This window comes from Clostridium sp. C1, from assembly GCF_018223625.1.
In the GTDB taxonomy this organism is placed as follows: domain Bacteria; phylum Bacillota_I; class Bacilli_A; order Erysipelotrichales; family Coprobacillaceae; genus Allocoprobacillus.
Genome location: NZ_CP073631.1, coordinates 2,835,277 through 2,855,360 on the forward strand (window position 1 = coordinate 2,835,277; position 20,084 = coordinate 2,855,360).

The window sequence follows — 20,084 nt, forward strand, 5'->3', positions numbered from 1 at the left end:
TTGACAAACTTCTTTTTTGAAAGGAGAAGATATTATGGCAAAAATACAATGTAATGTTATTTCTTATACACTGATGAGAACTGTTGATATTGATGTTATTTTACCAACAGTGACAATTCCTGAAAGTATGATGAATCAAGGAAAGATTCATCATGACTACCATCAAAAGTTTCCAGTATTATATCTTTTACATGGTTTTGGAAATAATCATGCACAATGGTGTGGCTATACAAATGTGGAATTATATGCTGAAGAAAGACAGATTGCTGTGGTTATGATTTCAGGTGAAAATAAAAAATATATCGATCAAGATGAGGATTTATTCGCAGATTTTATAGAAAATGAATTACCAGAATTTATTACTCAAGTTTTCCCAGTTTCTACAAGAAAAGAAGATACTTATATTGCAGGACTTTCTATGGGGGGATTTGGTGCTCTTTATCATGGATTGAGTCATCCAGAAAAATATAGGGCTATTGGTGCATTTTCACCAGGTATTGAAATGCAGGGAAATCCAATTGATCTTTATGAAGTTTTGGAACAATGTCAACAAGAGATTCCTATTTATATGGCTTGTGGTGATAAGGATTTTCTTTATGATACGAATGTTCAATTCGTTAAAAGTTTAAAAGAAAAAAAGATGCCATTAACATGGTTGAGTGTACCAGGCTATGAACATGAATGGCGTTTCTGGGACAAGTGTATTGAAGAATTTTTAGATTGGATTCCACGCAGTGATGCTTATGCAAATGCAAAAAGAAAAATTTAAGGAGGTAAAATATGGGATTTCCTAAAGACTTTTTATGGGGTGGTGCTACAGCAGCCAATCAATACGAAGGTGGTTATTTGAGTGGTGGTAAAGGTTTAGCGACTGCTGATACCATTACAAATGGTGATCAAAAACATCCTCGACGTATTATGATTGAACTTGAGGATGGAACAAAAAAAGAAATTAATCGTTTTGAAGATGTGCCAAAAGGTGCAAAAGCTATTGTTGACGAAGATGTTTATTATCCAAGTCATGTAGCAACTGATTTTTATCATCACTATAAAGAAGATATTGCTTTAATGGGTGAAATGGGATATAAAACATTTAGAATGTCCATTAACTGGTCACGTATTTTTCCTCATGGTGATGACGATAAACCTAATGAAGAAGGATTAAAATTCTATGATGATGTGTTTGATGAATGTCATAAGTATGGTATTGAACCCCTTGTAACAATTAATCATTTTGATTTACCACTTCATTTAGCTCATCAATATGAAGGCTGGTTAGATCGTAGAACAATAGATTTCTTTATGAACTACTGTCGTACTATTTTTACGCGTTATCAAAATAAAGTTAGATACTGGCTGACTTTTAATGAAATTAATTTTTTAAGAGATTATTCTACTTTAGGTATTACAGAAGCATCCAATCCTCAAAAACAGCAACAGGCCATTTATCATTTGTTACTTGCTAGTGCAAAAGCTGTTTATTTAGGACATCAAATTAATCCTGATTTTCAGATTGGTTTAATGATAGCTAATATTCTTTTCTATCCTGAAACATGCAATCCAAATGACGCTATTGCTGAAATGGAAATGGCTAGAGACTTTAAAGATTTCTACTATGATGTACAATGTCGTGGTTATTATCCAAGTTATAAATTAAAAGAGTTAGAAAGACAGAATGTGGTACTTCAAAAAGAAGATGGAGATGATCAGATATTACTTTTAGGGACAGTCGATTTTATTTCATTTAGTTATTATAATTCAGCAGTAATTGCAACACGTGAAAATACTGAAAAATCTGGAGGTAATCAATTAGGTGGTGTTAAAAACCCATATCTTGAAGAAAGTGAATGGGGATGGCCAATCGATCCACAAGGCTTAAGACTTGTTTTAAATCGACTCTATGATAAATATCAATTACCATTGATGATTGTTGAAAATGGTTTAGGGGCATTGGATCATGTTGAGGAAGATGGTTCTATCCAAGATGATTATCGTATTGATTATTTAAGAAAGCATATTCAACAAATTCAAAAAGCTATTGATTATGATGGTGTAGATGTTATAGGTTATACACCTTGGGGTTGTATTGATCTTGTTTCTGCTGGAACAGGAGAAATGAAAAAACGTTATGGCTTTGTCTATGTTGATATGGATGATTTAGGACAAGGAACACTTCAAAGAAGACGTAAGAAATCTTTTGAGTGGTATAAAAAAGTCATTCGTACAAATGGAAAAGATCTTGATTGATGTGATATAGAAAAATATGTTAGAATGTTGCTGGTGATAAAGATGCGATTGATTTTTGATGAAGAATATGAAGATGTTGATAGTAGTATACGTAATTATGATAGTAATAAATACTGCTTATTTATAGATTCTGCTGGACATAATGAAAATAAATCTATCATAGATGTTCATTGGCATGAATGGCTGGAAATTGTTCATATTATTGATGGGCATATGATAACAATGACACCTGAAGGACTATTTGAAGTGAATCCTGGTGATGTGATTGTGATTGGAATGCAGGCACTTCATAAAATGATTGGCAATGCTGGTAATTTTCGTTTCCAATGTCTGCATATCAATATTGGTTTTATTTTACAATATATGCCTTCAACTTTACTTATTGATAAAGTCTTTATGATTAAAGATCAAAAGTCTTTTATTGATTTGTTTTCCCAAGTTATTTTAAAAATGAATCATGATGATATTGTTTCTCAATTAGAATATAAAGCATCCCTTCTTTCCTTATTATCCCAATGTTTAAAAGAAAGTCATTATGATCCTACATCCTATCATCATGAAAACAACGATACTTTTTCAAGAATTCTTTTCTATGTCAGTACGCATTATCGAGAAGATATTTCTTTACAGTATTTATCAAATCATTTTGGTTATACAACGCAACATATTTCATTAATGTTTAAACGTTATTTAAATACAAATTATTATACTTATTTAACGAAATTACGTTTAGATCGTGCAAAATTCTTATTAATGACATCACAAAAACGTATTATAGATATTGCTTTTGAATGTGGTTTTTCTAGTGAACATACCTTAATTAATCATTTTAAGAAATGGTATGGAAAAACACCATCTCAATATCGTAAACAGGAACATTCATAAATAGATGGGGACTTTTCTTTAAAAAAGTCCCTCTTTTATAGGAGGTTAAAATGAAAGATCAAGTATTAGTCATTGATGTAGGTGGAACATTTATTAAGTATGGTTTAATTGATGAACAGTGTCATTTAACACAGACATCAAAAATAAAAACACCTTATGAGTCACAGGAACATTTTTTAGAAACATTACAAAATATTTATTTCTCTTTTCAACAAGAAAATATTCAAGGAATTGCAATGAGTGTACCAGGAAAAATAGATGTGGAAAAAGGTGTCATGTTGACAAGTGGGGCACTGGTTTATTTAGAAGGGTTAGAACTTGCTAAAAGATTATCTGCTTTATGCCATTATATTCCTGTATCTGTTGAAAATGATGGTAAAGCTGCAGCTTTATGTGAATCATGGGTAGGACAGGCAAAAGATTGTCAAAGCTGCGTCGTTTTGATTTTTGGTTCTGGTATAGGTGGAGGTATTGTCATTGATCATCAGGTACTACGTGGTTTAGATTTGATTGCAGGAGAATTTAGTCCTATTTTTGTTGATTTGCGTCAAGGACAATATGAGAGTTTTGCTGGAACATATTCAACTTTAGCTATTGTCAAAAAAGTTCAAGATATCAAACAAGATGAAAACATTGATGGGGAAGCCATGATGCAGCTTTATCGTCAAAAAGATCAAGAAGTGATTTCAGTCATGGATGATTGGTTTGAAGCAATAGCTAAGTTTTGTTATAACATTGATAATATCATCAATCCTGAATGTATTTGTATTGGAGGAGGAATCAGTCAAGATCCATTGTTTGTAGAAATGATACAAACAAAGATAGATGATATTTTTACAAAAGCTTATCTCTTTAGAAAACCACAAATCAAACCATGTCAATATCATAATGATTCTAATTTGATTGGTGCTTACTATACATATTGTCAACTTTATAATAAAGGTGGTGTGAAATAATGAAATTAATTTTACGTGCAGATGATTTAGGTATAAGCGAAGGTGTAAACTACGGCATCTTAAAATCTATACAAGATGGTGTAATCAGTTGTGTGGGACTTATGCCTAATATGGAAAGTGCAAAGCATGGCTATCAATTAATCAAAGATTTAGATATTTGTTTAGGACAACATACAAATATATGTTTAGGAAAACCGGTTTGTTCGCCTGGGCTTATTCCTTCTTTGGTTAATGAAAATGGGGAATTTTATTCAAGTCATGATATTAACCATCGTCAAGAAGATACAATCAATATTTTAGAGTGTGAGTTGGAAATTGAAGCACAATTACAAAGATTTATTGAAATCACAGGTCAAAAACCAGAGTATTTTGAGGGACATGCTGTTTTTTCAAGAAATTATTTACAGGCTTTAGAAAATGTGGCTGCCAGGCATCATTTATTTTATGACAATTTGATGGATCAACAATGGCAAAAACAATATCATATTCAATCTTTAGATTTCTTTGCTTTTGATGAAAGAGGACTCTATGACCCTTATCAATATTTTGAAAGTCAATTATCAAATATTCAAAAAAATGAATGTAGTCTGGTGGTTTTTCATCCTGGTTATCTTGACCAATATATTTTAGAACATTCTTCATATACATTGATTAGACCAATGGAATGTGAATTTTTATGTAGTCAGTGGTTAAAAGACTGGTTAAAACATCATCATATTGAAGTCGTCAGTTTTCGAGATTATCAATAAAAGATTTGTTTTTAGTAAAAGGAGTGCGACTCCTTTTTTTTCTTGCTTAATCATAAAAACAAAGTATAATATCCTTATATAGGAGTCAGTTATGGAAAAATATATTAGTGCTTACATTATAACTTTTTATATATATGGTTTTGCTGGATGGATTTGGGAGTCACTCATTTGCCCTATTATGACGAGACATAGGATCAAAAACAGTGGTTTTTTAAATGGACCCATTGTTCCTATTTATGGGGTAGGAGCTTTGACAGTGTCTTTGCTATTCTCTCCAACAGAAAGTTATTTATCTATTTTTATTGAAGGGGCTTTTGTAGCTTGTGTGATTGAATATTTAACATCTTGGGGTATGGAAAAGATTTACCATCGTCGCTGGTGGGATTATTCTGATAAAGCTTTTCATGTCAATGGGAGAGTATGTCTAGAAGGCTTTCTTGTTTTTGGATTATTTAGTGTTGTAGCAGTGAAATATGTTCAACCCATGTTATTGGAGTGGATTATGCAATATGGTTTAATTACTTTGGTTGTTTTTGCGACTATGCTGACAACACTTTTGGGTATTGATTTTATTTATACAGTTGTTTCTTTAATGCATTTGGATGAACGTTTAGATGCATTAAGAAAAGATATGGAATTGACGGTTCAGACATTGATTGAAAATGTTGAACAGAGTAGACATGATTTTGAAGAAATTATGCAATTGTGGAAAGAAAATGATCATGAGAGTTATCGTCAGTGGGTTCATGAAAAATCTATGATGGAAAGACGTATTGTGAAAGCTTTCCCAATGTTGATGAAACATCAAGGAAAAGAGGAGAAAGAAGATGGCAAGAAGTAAACGTGATAATTATCTATCTCGTACTTTTCATGGCTTAGCTGCTGGATATTTTATGAGTTTTGTCTTAGGAACAATCTGTCAGGAAATAGGACAACTGTTTCATCTTTCATTGTTGAATCAATGGGGAATTATACTCACTTATATGCTTGGCCCTGTTATTGGTATCACAATGGCATGGTGTATGGAAGCAAAAGGTATCAATTTAGTGACAGCGTGTTTAGCTGGTATGATTGGTGCAGGAACTTTAGTCGTTGATGGCAGTCATGTGACATTAACAACGGGCTCTCCTTTTCTAGCTTATCTGGCAGTGATTTTAACTGTAGAAGTTGTTCGACTCATTCAAGGGAAAACATCACTGGATTGGCTGTTAGCCCCTATAGTTGCATTAATATGTAGTGGAGTCTTCGTCTGGTTTATCAAGCCATTTTATTTACAATTGTTATACTGGTTTCAAGATTTGATGTTACAATGTATACAGCTACCACTTGTTTTGATGGGAATGTGTGTAGCCTTATTAAGTGCCGTGATTACAACATCACCATTGACATCACTCTTTTTAATGTCGGTTTTAAGTGGGTTAGATGGCGTGGCTTTGGGTTGTGCTTTGGCAGGGGTCTGTGGACAGATGGTAGGACTGGCAGTTATGTCTATTCATGATAATCCTATTGGAAATGTTTTGGCTGTCAGTATAGGAACAAGTTTTTTACAGTTCAAAAACATAATCAAAAGACCTTTGATCTGGGTACCACCTCTTATCGCAAGTCTTATCAGTGGTATATTGACAGCGTTATTGTCTTTAAGCTGTACTGTTCAAGGAGCTTCACTTGGTTTAACAGGACTTATAGGATTACGTGAAGCAATGCATTTGATGTCACCTACTTATTGGATTGTCTTTATTTTGATAGATGTTGTTTTGCCAATGGGTATTTGTTATGGTATGTATAAAGCTATGAGAAAATTAAATTATATAAAAAGTGGAGATATGTATATATCTGGAATATGAAAAGGTGAGGGAAATGAAATTAAGTGAATTATTGAAGGAATTAGATTATCAATTTATACAAGGAGAATTAGATAATGAAGTGACACAAATTGATTATGATTCAAGATGTGTAAAAGAGGGAAGTTTATTTGTCTGTATTCCTGGTGCGAAAGTCGATGGACATTCTTTTATCAAACAGGTTATTCAAAATGGGGCAAAAACAATTGTTGTGGAACATCCTGTAGAATATCAGCAAGGCATTACATATATCATGGTTGAAAATGCAAGAAAGGCATTGGCTTTACTTTCTTGTGCTTTCTTTCATCATCCAAGTCGTGAAATGACAGTGATTGGTTTAACTGGAACTAAAGGAAAAACAACAACGTCTTATATGGTGGCATCAATTTTAGAAAAGGCTCATCAAAAAGTAGGTATTATTGGAACAATTGGTTCTATGATTAATGGTGAGTTAAGAAAAACAAAAAATACGACACCGGAATCTTTTGAATTACAGCGTTTAATGCGTGAGATGGTTGATGCAGGATGTGAATATTGTGTCATGGAAGTATCTTCACAAGGTTTAATGTTAGATCGTGTCACAGGTATTGATTTTGATATTGGTGTTTTTACAAATTTATCTCCTGATCATATTGGTGAAAATGAACATCATTCTTTTGAACATTATATGTCATGTAAAAAGAAATTATTTCAAATGTGTCGTATAGGTTTATTCAATAGAGATGATGACCATTATTTAGATATGATTGATCAGGCAAAATGTCAAATCAAAACTTATTCTATTCAACAGCCAAGTGACTTACAAGCTTCACATATTGAACTTTATAAAGAAGAAAATATTTTGGGTGTCACATTTGATACAAAGGGAGCCATTGAAGCATCATTCCAGACCAACATACCTGGAAAATTCAGTGTCTATAATTCGTTAGTAGCAATTATGATTTGTTATTTACTGCATATAGATATTCCTTATATTCAAGCAGCTTTAAAAAAGGTTAGTGTGAAAGGACGTGTTGAAATTGTTCCCGTTCCACGCCCTTATACAGTATTAATTGATTATGCACATAATGCTTTATCATTTGATAGTATTTTATCCACTATGAGTGAATACCATCCTCATCGTATATATTGTGTCTATGGTTTAGGAGGACATCGAGATGTTCATCGTCGTTATGATGCAGGTGCTATTGTCGCCAAATATCATGCTTTTTCTATCTTAACAGCGGACAATCCACGTGGCGAATCTGTTCATGATATATGTGACAATATTATTGAAGGTATTGAACAGGAAAATGGTGAATATATTGTCATTGAAGATCGTCAAGAAGCCATTCACTATGCTTTAAGTCATGCTCAAGCAGGAGATGTTATTCTTTGTCTAGGAAAAGGACATGAAGATTATCAGATTTTAAATGATGAACCATTACCTTTTAGTGAACGACAAATCATTGAGGAATATTTTCAAGAAAAGGACTAAAAAAGACTTTGATTTCATATAGTATTTTTGGTGATACATATGAAAAAAGTCTTTTTTTATAGTCTGATATTTATTGTTGCTTGTTTGATTTGTATATATTTTTATTTTCAACCCAAAATCATTTTTGTAGATCAGGAAATTCATTTGGCTTTATATCAAGAAGTGAATCCTTTACAATATATTCAAAAACTTTCACATATAGAAATAGATGACATTCAAGTAGATAATCAAGTTGATAATGGAAAGCTTGGAAAATATCAGATTCATTATTCTTATCAACAAAAAACATATAGTTTAACTGTTTATATTGATGATATGTTAGCACCTCAATTTGAAATTCAAAATAAAACGATTCTCAAAAATGAAACAGTAAAACCTGAAGAACTTGTTAAAAATATTCAAGATGATTCAGATACAAAGGTTTATTTTGTTAAAGAATATATTTTTGATGAAGAAAAAACATATCAGGTAGGAGTTGTTGTTGAAGATAGTTATGGCAATAAAACAGAAAAAAATGCTTATATTCAAGTCCAGAATCAAGATAAGCAGCCTCCCACAGTGACAGGGTTAACCCCTATTACATTACTTATTGGTGATGAAATAGATTTAAAAAAAGATGTTGTTGTAAAAGATGACCATGATGAATCTCCACTATTAACAATTGATGATTCTAAGTTAAATATTCGTCAAATGGGTGAATATGAAGTTTATTATCATGTTAAAGATGCGAGTGGAAATGAAGATACACTGATCAGAAAAGTAGAAGTTTTAAGTCAATACGATAATCGAGAAGCTCTCAAAGATGGTATCAAGACATGTTATTTAACATTTGATGATGGCCCATCATTAAATACCAAAGAGATTTTAGATATTTTAGATCAATATCATATTAAAGCAACTTTCTTTGTGACAGGGACTTCCCCAAAGGATTTTCATTATATTAAAGAAGCCTATCAAAAGGGACATATAATAGGCTTACACACATATAGTCATGATTATGAATATATTTATAGTTCTTTAAAGAATTATATTAGTGATTTAAATAAAATTAAGGATGTTGTTTATCAACAAATAGGAAAGAATGTTGATTTGATACGTTTTCCCGGTGGTTCTAGTAATTTAGTTTCTAAAAAATATAATGAAGGGATTATGACACGTTTAACAAAAAAAGTCATTGATTTAGGTTATCAGTACTATGATTGGACTTCTATTAATGGTGATGGAGAAGGTATTAAAACGGTTGATGGTCTTATTAAAAAAGCAAAGGAAGAAATTGGTGAACAGGAAGATATTATGTTTTTAATGCATGATAGTGGTACACAGGAAAATACTGTCAAGGCACTGCCAGATATTTTAGATTATCTCATTGAGCAGGGATATGTTTTTCAGGTATTAGATGAAACTTCTCCAACGTTTCATCATCATGTTCAAAATTAAGAGATTTGTTTGTTATTATGTCAAAGAGTTTAGACTAAAAATAAATAAAATCGAGATAAAAACATCTCTTTGTTGTATAATAGACAAGAGGTGTTTTTATGCTTTTAAATGAACAACAATATCAACATGCATTCAATTTACTGTGTCATCCAGAACAGAAAAGTTTATTTTTATTAGAATTTGAACAATGGTTTGAGCAGGTTTTTCAATTAAAACTTTATGATTTTATTTATGATCAGACACATGATAATCAATCCAGATTGAAACTCATATTATGGAATCATGATGATCAACAAAAAATGAAGAATGGTATAAATTTTGATGAAACAAAGCAACAGAAAATTCGTGAACAATTCTTATTACTTTGTCAAAAACATCATATATCTACAAAGTGTCCTTCGATTATCAGTTATGATACATTGGAAGATGAAATAAGAAAAAGAATTTTAAACCAGATACAAAAAGAAATACAAGATATTCATAGACCTTATATATGGAAAATCAAAATTATTTTTGACCAAGTTCATGTTTTCTATAAAACAGATGAGCAATGTGAAGCTTGCCAGCAAACTGGTATATCTCAAGAAATCAATCAAAAAATCTTAGACATAGTCAAGCCATTGGATTCATTTCATGTTTTTCATGACAATTTTTCGTGTGTTTTTACCAGTCAACAGACATTAAATGAAAAATATGATGGGAAAATGTTTTTATATACGAGATAAATTCAAGTATTTATAACTTGAATTTCAAGTTGTTATAAAACAAAATAATAATGAAAGTGAGGAGTTGAAACAATGATCTTAAGAAAAGATTTTTTATGGGGTGGAGCAGTGACTGCTCATCAAAGTGAAGGTGCATACAATGAAGGAGGAAAAGTACCGGCTGTCTGTGATTTAACAGTCAGTGGAAAGTTTTCTGATTTTAAAGATGGCATTGATAGTTATCATAGATACCAGGAAGATTTTGATTTATATCAAGAAATGGGATTCAATGCTTATCGTTTTTCAATGGACTGGTCAAGGCTGATGAGTGATGAAAACACATATAATGAAGCAGGGTTTAAATTCTATGATCAATTTATTGATGCATTAAAAGACAGAGGAATGGAACCTATTCCTACATTATATCATTTTGAAATGCCAGTAGTTTTACAAGAAAAATATAATGGTTTTGCAAGTCGAAAAGTTGCTGATATTTTTGTAGAATTATGCAAAAAAATTGTGGACCGTTATAAAGATAAAGTTCATTACTGGATTATTTTTAATGAACAAAATGGTATCTTACAAAAAGGACCTAAAATGTTTTTTGGAGGAATTTGTCCTGAAGAAATGAATCCTCAGACTTTTGACAATCAGATCATGCATAATACATTAATTGCTCATAGTTTAGTCAATGACTATATTCATCAACAGGGTGGAAAAGTCATGGGTATGGCAACTGTTGTACAAAGTTATCCTGAAACTTGTCATCCTTTAGATACACTTGAAAGTATGAAAGCACAGAGTGAAGCTTATGTTTTCTTAGATGTTTTTGCAAGAGGATATTACAACTCTTATTATTATGCCAATATGAAAAATGAAGGAACAATGCCTGAAATTCTTGATGGTGATTTAGATATTTTAAAATTGGGAAAAACGGATTATTTATCTATTAGTTATTACATGTCTACGATTTCTCATTATGGTGAAGAAAGTTTAACCAATGTAGAAGATGTTGTGATTAAGAAAAATCCTTATTTGGAAATGTCTGAATTTGGATGGACAATTGATCCTGTTGGTTTAAGAATTACATTACGTCAATTATATGAAAGATATGAGATGCCTATCTATGTTGTAGAAAATGGTTTTGGATGTGATGATGAAATCAATGAAAATGGTGAAATCATTGATGATTATCGTATTGATTATATGAGAAAACATATTGCGGAAATGAAAAAAGCTGTCGAAGAAGGAGTAGACTGTCGTGGATATCTTGTCTGGGGTCCTATTGATATTTTAAGTAGTCGTGCGAATATGAATAAACGTTATGGTATGGTTTATGTCAATCGTACAAATGATGATTTGAAAGATTTAAAGAGAATGAAGAAAAAATCTTTTGGATGGTATAAACATGTTATTGAAACAAATGGGGAAGAATTGTAAAAGTCATGAATACATGGCTTTTTCGTTTATCTAATGATATATTATAAATAATAGGTGTGGAGGTGAGCATATGAAGGTGACTATGAAAGATATAGCCAAAAAATTGAATATTTCTATTAATGCTGTTTCAATTGCATTAAATGATAAACCAGGAGTCAGTGATGAAATGCGTTTATTGATTTTACGTACAGCTGATGAGATGGGGTATATTAATGAAAAGAGGAAATATTTATCTGTATTTTCAAGGTCTAATATTTGTATACTGATGCAGAGTTATTATGCTGATACAGGGCATTTTTATTCCATTGTTTTAAAATCTATTGTGGAAGAAGCTAAGAATTTAGGGTATTCATCTATAATGAATTATTTTGAAGATCAATATATGGATATACCGGAATGTATTGTGGAAAGAAAAGTCGCTGGAATCATCATTGTAGGTAAGATTTCTGATATGAATTTAAGGAAATTGAAGACAACGGGAATACCGATTGTTTTGGTTGATTTTACATCATTGTATGATAGCTTGGATTGTGTATTGACACATAATAAACAGGGTGGTTATATGATGACGAATTATATTATACAAAAAGGATATCAAAAGATAGGGTTCTTTGGTGATTTAGATTATTCTTTAAGTTTTCAAGATCGTTTTTTAGGATATAAATTGGCTTTAATCAATCATCATATGATTCAAACATTTCATGATAATACATATATTCAAAAATATTCTTTCTTAGATCACATTGAAAAATATGTTCTCAATCACCAAACGGATGAAATAGAAAAAAGACTTCAATCAAAAGAATTACCAGAAGTTCTCATTTGTGCGAATGATTCTAATGCTTTTATTGTTATACAGGCATTAACAAATTTAGGAATAAAAGTTCCTGAAGATATAGGTGTAACTGGTTTTGATGATACACCTTTAGCAGCAAAGTTGAAACCGCCACTGACAACGATGCAAGTACAAAAAGAAAGTATGGGGAAGGAAGCAGTGCATCGTTTAGTGGATCGTATTCAAAGAAAGGATTATATTCAAAAAACAGAATTATTAAGTGTTCGTATTATAGAAAGAGCTTCTGTGAAGTAAGCTCTTTTTTTTCAAGCAATTTTGCATTGAAATTCAAGTTATAATCTCTAAAAATATTAATATAGTAAGCGATTACAAAATGGGAGGGAAAGAAATGATAAAAAAACTGTTAAGAATAACATTATCATTAGTACTATCACTAGGAATGATTTTAAGTTCTTTAAATGTATCTTATGCAGCAAGTGATGATTTTGCAACAATTAAGTTACGATTAAAAGAATTTATGATTTCTCAAGATACTTTTGATGATGGAGCCAAAGTAGAAACATGTTATGTATCTAAGGCAAAAGATTATCTTGATATGATTCAAGAAGACGGTTCTTTTGCAGATGTGGATTATACAATGACAGGAAGTGCAGCCAATGGTGGAGCATGGGAGCCTTATTTGGCATTGGATCGTCTTCAAGCTATTGCAATTGCATATCATGTTGAAGGCAATGATCTTTATCAAAATAAAGAAGTCATTGAAAAATTGAATTTAGCCATTGCACATTGGACAAAAGCCAACAATGGCAGTGAACCAACAAATACAAACTGGTGGGAAAGACAAATTGGTATCCAATTAAGATTTTCTCGTATTGCTTTAATGATGGATGGAGTAGAAGGTATTACAGAAGACACAATGAATACTTTACTTTATAAATTATTAGAGAAAACACCAGAAAAATATGGTACTGGTCAAAACAATCTCTGGTTTGATCAAAATTATGTATATTATGCTATTATTACAGAAAATGGGGCAAAGTATAAAGATTCTTTAAAAGATAGACATATGATTGATCTTAGAGAATTAGTTGATAATTATTTAAGTTACTGCTTAGTTGTACAGGAAGATGACAATACAGCTGAAGCTGTACAAGTAGACAATAGTTTCTATATGCATGGGAGACAATTCTATTCTAACGGCTATGGTCTTTCTATGTTTAGAGATATGAGTTATTGGCTTTATATGCTCAATGATACAGCCTATGAATTTGATCAAAGTATTGTTGATTTAATGGCTGATTACATGTTAGATGGAACAAGTTGGACGATTAGAGATGATATTATGGAACTTTATCTTGGTTATCGTCCATATGATTCAGCCATTGGTTATGACAATTATGCATCAGCTTATATTTTGCCATTAGAAAGAATGATGGCTGTTGATACAGAACGTGCTGATGAATATCAAGCTATTTTAAATAATATTACTGATAAGAGTACGACAAATGGTAAAAATGGAAACTACTATATGTGGCGTTCGACTTATGCGTCTCATATGCGAGATAATTATGGTGTCAATATAAAAATGGATTCTAACCAGGTTATTGGTGGAGAGTGGCGAGGAAGCTGGACTGGACAAGAAGATGGTGGTCAATTAATTTATTGGACATCTTCAGCTTCATCTTATATTACTGTTAATGGTGGAGAATATATCCATGTTTATCCAACTTATGACTGGGCACATGTTCCAGGAACAACAACAGCTGCACGTGTTGTTGAAGATTATTCAAATTATGGACGTTTTACAAATGGAACAGAACATACTATTGGTGTATCTAATGGAAAATATGGGGCAACAGCCTACGATATGAATAAAAAAGGAACACAAGTCAAAAAAGGATACTTCTTCTTTGATGATGAATTTGTAGCATTAGGTGCAGGTATCAATTCTACAGAGAAAGTCAAAATTCATACAACACTTAATCAAAGTGAAGCAAAAGATGTAAATGTTGGTGGAACTGAAGTTCCAATTGGAACAGTTGATGAAACATATAACACAAAATGGTTATATAACGATGATATCGGATATGTCTTTTTAGACAATACTGATGTTGTTGTCAGCAATGCAAAACAGGATAATCCATCATTATGGAGTGAAGAAGCTAAAGAAAATGTTGCACCAGCATTTAAAGCTTATATTAATCATGGATTAAATCCTGATAATGATAGCTATGCTTATATTGTTGTACCAGATAAGAATGTCAATGAAGTTAAGAGCTATGCTGAAGGAACAATTCCTGTTGAAATTCTTTCTAATACAAGTGAAATTCAAGCTGTAAGACATAACGGATTAAAGGTTACACAAATTAACTTCTATAAAGCTGGTTCATTAGATTTAAAAAACAGCATGACAATTACTGTTGATAAACCTTGTAGTATCATTGTTGATGAATCAAGTGATGTCAGAAAAATTTCATTAGCTGTGAGTGACACAAAGGCTAATGAAACAGTGAATGTACAAATGAAAGATGATAATCATGAATCACAAACAACATTTGTATCATCTGGTTTACCATATGCAGGTCAAACAATGACAATGAATGAAGGTGCGGATAATCATTATCAAACAAGTTCACAAGTGGAGGGTCATGGAATCGAAAAAGCATTTGATAATGATGAAGCAACATATTGGCAAAGTGAATCTCAACAAGATCAATGGGTAAGTTTCTTTACTGAAAACAATAAACATTTATCTACACTCAATATTCTTTGGGGTGAAAACTTTGCTAATGATTATGATATTTATGTATCAGATAATGGTCAAAAATATGAAGTGTTGAAATCTGTGACAAATGGTGATGGTGGAGAAGATACAATTGATTTAAATGGTGTTTATCCATATATTATGATTAAATTTGGTAATGGAGTAGGAGCAAATTATCAAATTAAGGAAATCACGTGGAAAGCAAGTGAATCACTAGCTTTAAATAAAGTGGTAGAAGTTAGCAGTACTTCAACAAATGATCCAGGTAATACAAAAGAAAAAGCTGTTGACGGAAATACTTCAACAAGATGGAGTTCTCTAAGAAATGAAGATGATAACTGGGTTATCGTTGATTTAGGGCATTATGCACAAATTGATGCCATGAGTATCCAATGGGAATCAGCATGTTCTGATGATTATGATATTCAAGTGTCAAGCAATAAAGTGAATTGGACAACTATTGAAGATGGTAAGAAAACTTCTAGTGAATATCTTGATAGTTATAGTTACGATGAACCTGTTTATGGACGTTATGTGAAAGTTCATTCACATAAGTCAACACAATTAAAATATGGTATTAGTATTTATGAACTATCTGTTTATGGAAAGTTTGTGGATGAAGATATAGCATCTAATAAAAATGCATTTTCAAGTACAATTAAGGATTTAAATTTACCAACAAATGCAGTTGATCATAAATCAAATACATCTTGGATTTCTGAAAAATCAGGAGAACAATGGATTTATGTAGAATTAAAAGGTATTTATGAAATTTCGCATATGGATATTGAATGGGGAACAAATTATGCTTCTCAATATGAAATTCAAATATCTGATGATGCACAAAATTGGAAAACAATAAAAACAGTCAAAGGACAAGGAAATATTGAAACAATTAATGATTTAGGCAATCAACAAGCAAAATATGTACGTTTGAAACTCAATGAATCAAGTGGAGATAATTATCAGATTGTACAGTGGTCTATTTATGGAAATCTTATAGAGGCAGATAGCCAAGAAAATATTGCTTTAAATAAAGAAGCAAGTGCTTCATCAGTTCATAACAATGTTTATGATGCGAGTAGAGCCTTTGATGGCAGCTTCGAAAATAATGGTGGAAATAATCAATCAAGATGGGTTTCAAATAGAAATTCTAATGATGAATATATTCAAGTTGATTTAAATGGTATCTATGATTTAAGTGGGGCTAAACTTTACTGGGAAGGTAATGGTGCAAAGAAATATGAAATTTTAGTATCAATGGATGGTGAAAAATGGACACAAGTTTACTTGCAAGAAAATGGACAACCTGGTATTGATGAAATCGCATTTAATCAGGAAGTTCAGGCAAGATATGTCAGAATGCATGGTATTGATATAAGCAATAATAAATATGGTTATTCATTATGGGAATTTGAAGTTTATGGAAAGTTCAATCATGATATTGATGAACCGGAACCTAAGGTCAATGTGGCGTTAAATAAAGATTCTAAAGCGAGTTCAGAATTTATTGATACAAAAGATGGAAACAAACAATATTATTCATCACTTGCTTTTGATGGTTCTACAGATTCAATTGATGGAAAACAATCACGTTGGGTATCTTTAAGAACAAAAGAAACGCCAAATGCTGAAAATGAATGGATTTATGTTGATTTAGGAGCAAATTATGATATCTCAAAAGTTGTTTTAAATTGGGAAGGTGCTGGAGCCAAAGAATATAAAATTCAAGTATCTGATGATGCCAAAGAATGGAAAGATATCACACATATCACAGATGGTAATGGTGGTATTGATGAATTTGATTATGATAACGTTACTGGTCGATATGTGAAGATGCAGGGATTAGAACCAGGTGGTGTATATGGCTTTTCATTATGGGAATTTGAAGTCTATGGTGAGGCAATCCTAGATGTTGAAGGACCAAACGAAAATATCTCTTTAAATAAAGATTCTAAAGCAAGTTATGAATATGTTGATGTTAAAGATGGTAATAAACAATATTATTCATCATTAGCATTTGATGGGTCTACAGGAACGATTGATGGAAAACAATCACGCTGGGTATCTGAACGTGATTTTGCTACTGATCAATGGATTTATGTTGATCTTGGTGGAACATATAATATTAATAAGGTTGTTTTAAATTGGGAAGGTGCTGGAGCTAAAGAATATAAAGTGCAAATTTCTGATGATGCGAAAACATGGACAGATATCGTTCATGTTAAGGATGTTCAAGAAAGCATAAGCACACTAGCTGTTCAAGAAGTTATCAATTCAAGTGGAGGTATAGATGAATTGACTTTTGATACTGTACAGGCACGTTATGTAAGAATGTATGGTATTGAAGCAGCAGCTAAATATGGTTTTTCATTATGGGAATTTGAAGTTTACAATACAACAGATTTAGATTTATTAGTTGAAGCATATGATCAATATAAAGATTTTGATGTTTCTTCTTATACACCAGCAAGTGTAGCTCAGTTTACAGAAGCATTAAATGCTCTTGTCGCATTAAGTAATGATAAAAAAACGACAAAAGAAGATATTTTAAAAGCTATTGAAAATCTTGAAGCAACAGTTTCAACTTTAACAAAACTGGCAGATAAGACAGATTTAATTGCAGCTATTGATAATGCTTCTCAGAGTTTAGATACTGTAAAATATACACCTAATTCTATTACAAAAGTGACTGAAGCATTAGAAAAAGCAAGAAAAGTTTTCAGTAATGATAATGCAACTCAAGATGAGGTAGATGAAGCTATTGAAACTTTAAATCATGCAGTTGAAGGACTTGTTGAAAAGGCTCATAAAGATAATTTAACATCTATCTTTAATGAAGCTTATCAACTTGATAAAGAACAATATACAACAGAAAGTTACGCAAAAGTAGAAGCATTGTTATCACAAGTTGAAGCAATCATTGATGATGAAAATGTATCACAAAAAGATGTTGATCAAATGTATGAACAATTACGTCAAGCATTAGATGCTTTGGTTGTTATACCTTCTGAAGAAGAAAAACCAGGTGAAGAAACGAAACCAGAGGAAAAACCAGAAGAAGAAACAAAACCTGAAGATACAACGAAACCTGAACAAAAACCAGATAGCGATATTGAAATAACTGTTCAGCCTGATCAAAAACCTCAGGAAGTTGAAAAAACTGTTGGACAAGTTGCAAATACAACAGAAACAGTGACTCAGACAGGAGATACAACATCTCTATTACCAATGATGATTCTTTTGATGGCTTCTAGTGCAGGGTATTATGTTATCAAGAAAAGTTCTTTATTTAAAAAGTAATATAAAAAATACGGTGTCATAAGGCATCGTATTTTTTATAAGTATGTGTTAATATTTTGAATAGCTGCTTGAATGCGTTTTAAGGATTCCTTTTTACCAAAAATATGAATTAATTCTACAGCACCACCGGCACTAGAACGTTTGTTTGTTAGAGCAGCTCTAACAGGTTCCATAATTTGACCATTTTTAAGTCCATTTTCTCTAGCAAGTTCTCTAAAGAATGTGAGAATATCATCATCATTTTGAAAATCTTTGATTTCATGAAAATGCTTTTCTACAAGTGTTAAAGCATGTAAAGATTTTTCTGGGTTGGTTTTGAATTTTTTATGTGTATAAATAGTGATATCAAAAGGAAGGGGCTGATTGATAAAATCAAGCAGTTCTTGAATAATGTCGTCTTGAATTTGTAGAAGTCTAGGTTGAAGAATACGTGAAATTTCTAAGTCGTCAACAGGTTGAGATATAAAATGATAGTGAGGTTGTAATAATTGGTGAAATTGAGATAAAGGCATTTGTCTTAAGTACATACCATTCATCCATTTAAGTTTTTCTAGATCAAAGATAGCAGGAGCTTTCGATATATGATGAACATCAAATTGTTGTATAAGTTCTTCTAAAGACAGGATTTCATTGCTTTCAGGGGACCAGCCTAGTAGTGCTATATAATTGATAATGGCTTGAGGAAGAAACCCTTGCTTCTTGAGATCAAGATATGAAGCATCGCCATCTCTTTTACTAAGTTTATGAGTTTCATCTTTGTTGACAGTTGGCAGATGAATATAAGTTGGAATTTCCCAATCAAAAGCTTGATAAATTAAATTATATTTAGGTGTACTAGAAAGATATTCGTTTCCTCTGACAACATGTGTGATATGCATCAAATGATCATCAATAACATTAGCAAAATTATAAGTAGGGAAGCCATCACTTTTTATAAGAATGCCTTCATTTAAGGTTTTGTTTTCTACTTCAATGTGTCCATAAACTTCATCATCAAAAGAAGTTATTCCTGTTTGGGGAATAGTTTGTCTAATGACATAAGGTTCACCATTTTGAATTTTTTGTTGGATATCATCTGGAGATAAATCTAAGCAAGGATCGTGGTCTTCAATATCATTTAAACAAAAACAATAATGAGCCCCACCCAATTTGATTAATTCTTGAGCATAATGATGATAGATATCTAATCTCTGTGATTGAATATAAGGTCCATAATGACCATGCTCAGGACCTTCATCATAATGTAATCCTGTTTCATCTAATATTTGTAAAATAAGCTCAAAAGCTCCAGCAACTTCTCTTTTTTGATCGGTATCTTCAATCCTTAAAATAAAATCTCCCTTTTCTTTTTTCGCAATCAAATAACAATATAAAGCCGTTCTTAAATTACCTATATGCATATACCCAGTAGGACTAGGTGCAAAACGTGTACGAATTTTCATTTTCCTCTTTACTCCTTTTAAAAAAAGATATATAATAAACGTT

The 20,084-nt window shown here is 31.6% G+C and carries 14 protein-coding genes; 13 read left to right on the forward strand and 1 reads right to left on the reverse strand.

Going from position 1 to position 20,084, the window contains the following annotated elements:
* Positions 1-34 precede the first annotated feature (34 nt).
* From KEC48_RS15105 to KEC48_RS15165, 13 genes are all read left to right on the forward strand, one after another.
* Complete coding sequence (locus KEC48_RS15105; RefSeq protein ID WP_211963319.1) at positions 35-769, forward strand: alpha/beta hydrolase-fold protein; 735 nt, start codon at positions 35-37, stop codon at positions 767-769.
* Between the two features lie 11 nt (positions 770-780).
* A complete protein-coding gene (locus tag KEC48_RS15110) occupies positions 781-2,247 on the forward strand; it encodes a family 1 glycosylhydrolase (RefSeq protein WP_211963321.1) in 1,467 nt (488 codons plus the stop codon).
* A 42-nt stretch (positions 2,248-2,289) separates the two neighbouring features.
* A complete protein-coding gene (locus KEC48_RS15115; protein WP_211963323.1) occupies positions 2,290-3,132 on the forward strand; it encodes an AraC family transcriptional regulator in 843 nt (280 codons plus the stop codon).
* A gap of 50 nt (positions 3,133-3,182) precedes the next feature.
* Positions 3,183-4,088, forward strand: a complete 906-nt coding sequence (locus KEC48_RS15120) for an ROK family protein (protein ID WP_211963325.1) — start codon at positions 3,183-3,185, stop codon at positions 4,086-4,088.
* Positions 4,088-4,837, forward strand: coding sequence for a ChbG/HpnK family deacetylase (locus tag KEC48_RS15125; protein ID WP_211963327.1), 750 nt, complete (start codon positions 4,088-4,090; stop codon positions 4,835-4,837). Before KEC48_RS15120 ends, KEC48_RS15125 begins: the two co-directional genes overlap by 1 nt.
* Positions 4,838-4,928: 91 nt before the next feature.
* Positions 4,929-5,678 (forward strand): putative ABC transporter permease, encoded by a 750-nt coding sequence (locus KEC48_RS15130; RefSeq protein WP_211963329.1) that lies wholly within the window; start codon positions 4,929-4,931, stop codon positions 5,676-5,678.
* Complete coding sequence (locus KEC48_RS15135) at positions 5,665-6,681, forward strand: PTS sugar transporter subunit IIC (RefSeq protein ID WP_211963331.1); 1,017 nt, start codon at positions 5,665-5,667, stop codon at positions 6,679-6,681. The genes KEC48_RS15130 and KEC48_RS15135 overlap by 14 nt, the downstream gene beginning before the upstream one ends.
* Positions 6,682-6,694: 13 nt before the next feature.
* Entirely contained in the window at positions 6,695-8,155 is a 1,461-nt protein-coding gene (locus tag KEC48_RS15140) for a UDP-N-acetylmuramoyl-L-alanyl-D-glutamate--2,6-diaminopimelate ligase (RefSeq protein WP_211963333.1), read from the forward strand.
* 39 nt (positions 8,156-8,194) lie between these two features.
* Positions 8,195-9,592 carry a polysaccharide deacetylase gene (locus tag KEC48_RS15145; RefSeq protein WP_211963334.1) on the forward strand — a complete coding sequence of 466 codons (1,398 nt, stop codon included), beginning with the start codon at positions 8,195-8,197 and terminating at the stop codon, positions 9,590-9,592.
* A 98-nt stretch (positions 9,593-9,690) separates the two neighbouring features.
* Entirely contained in the window at positions 9,691-10,317 is a 627-nt protein-coding gene (locus tag KEC48_RS15150; protein ID WP_211963335.1) for a hypothetical protein, read from the forward strand.
* 72 nt (positions 10,318-10,389) lie between these two features.
* Complete coding sequence (locus KEC48_RS15155) at positions 10,390-11,736, forward strand: glycoside hydrolase family 1 protein (protein WP_211963337.1); 1,347 nt, start codon at positions 10,390-10,392, stop codon at positions 11,734-11,736.
* A gap of 70 nt (positions 11,737-11,806) precedes the next feature.
* Positions 11,807-12,826, forward strand: coding sequence for a LacI family DNA-binding transcriptional regulator (locus tag KEC48_RS15160; RefSeq protein ID WP_211963339.1), 1,020 nt, complete (start codon positions 11,807-11,809; stop codon positions 12,824-12,826).
* Positions 12,827-12,920: 94 nt separating this feature from the next.
* On the forward strand, positions 12,921-18,599 hold the full coding sequence (locus KEC48_RS15165; protein WP_211963341.1) for a discoidin domain-containing protein: 5,679 nt from the start codon (positions 12,921-12,923) through the stop codon (positions 18,597-18,599).
* Positions 18,600-18,634: 35 nt separating this feature from the next.
* On the opposite strand, the gene gltX is transcribed toward KEC48_RS15165, so the two are convergent.
* Positions 18,635-20,041, reverse strand: a complete 1,407-nt coding sequence (gltX, locus tag KEC48_RS15170; protein WP_211963343.1) for a glutamate--tRNA ligase — start codon at positions 20,039-20,041, stop codon at positions 18,635-18,637.
* Positions 20,042-20,084 lie beyond the last annotated feature (43 nt).